Raw genomic sequence first — 821 nt, 5'->3', positions numbered from 1 at the left:
AAGCAGCTCCAGCAGCAGAAGCTCCTAAGGAAGAAGCTCCAAAAGCAGAAGCAGCTCCAGCAGAGGAAAAAAAATAATTTAAAGATTATTTATGTGGCAAGCTCAAGTGTTTACACTTTATCCAGAGGTTTTTCCTGGTCCTTTATCTAAAGGACTTTATGGAAAAGCTTTATCAAATAATTTATGGAAACTTAAAGTTGTAAATATAAGAGATGCAGCTGATGACAAACATAAAACAGTAGATGACACACCTTATGGGGGTGGTTCAGGGATGTTGTTAAAAGCAGATGTTCTTGCAAAGTCTTTAGATGAAAACAAAAATGAGAGTGAGAGAATTTTATACTTATCACCAAAAGGAAAAAAATTTGATCAAAATTTAGCAAAAGAGCTAGCTAATGAAAAATCTCTATCTTTAATTTGTGGTCATTTTGAAGGTGTGGATGAAAGAATACTTTCAACAAGAAATATTGAGGAAATTAGTATCGGAGATTATGTTTTGTCAGGCGGGGAGTCGGCGGCATATGTAGTTATAGATAGTATTTTAAGATTGCTGCCAGGTGTATTAGGAAATGAAAACTCTAAATTAGATGAAACCTTTGAAAATGGTCTTCTAGAGTACCCTCAGTATACAAAACCTCAAATTTGGGAGGAAAAAGCTGTACCAGACGTACTATTATCAGGCGATCATAATAAAATTAAACACTGGCGTTTATCTCAATCTGAGGCTATAACACGCGTCCGAAGACCAGATTTATGGGAAAACTCGAATTATCAATTACAATTGTGTGCTTGGCAGCTTTTTCTGCATATTTTTCAGCAAT

Annotated in this window: 1 protein-coding gene; it reads left to right on the top strand. The window is 35.2% G+C overall.

Going from position 1 to position 821, the window contains the following annotated elements:
* Positions 1 to 91: 91 nt before the first annotated feature.
* A partial coding sequence (trmD, locus tag AMN88_RS00430; protein ID WP_075535937.1) for a tRNA (guanosine(37)-N1)-methyltransferase TrmD occupies positions 92 to 821 on the top strand: 730 nt, incomplete at its 3' end.

It is taken from the genome of Candidatus Pelagibacter communis (assembly GCF_001180165.1).
Lineage (GTDB): Bacteria > Pseudomonadota > Alphaproteobacteria > Pelagibacterales > Pelagibacteraceae > Pelagibacter > Pelagibacter ubique_P.
The sequence above is the reverse complement of the archived record's forward strand: the minus strand, read 5'-3'. Positions and strand labels throughout refer to the sequence as shown.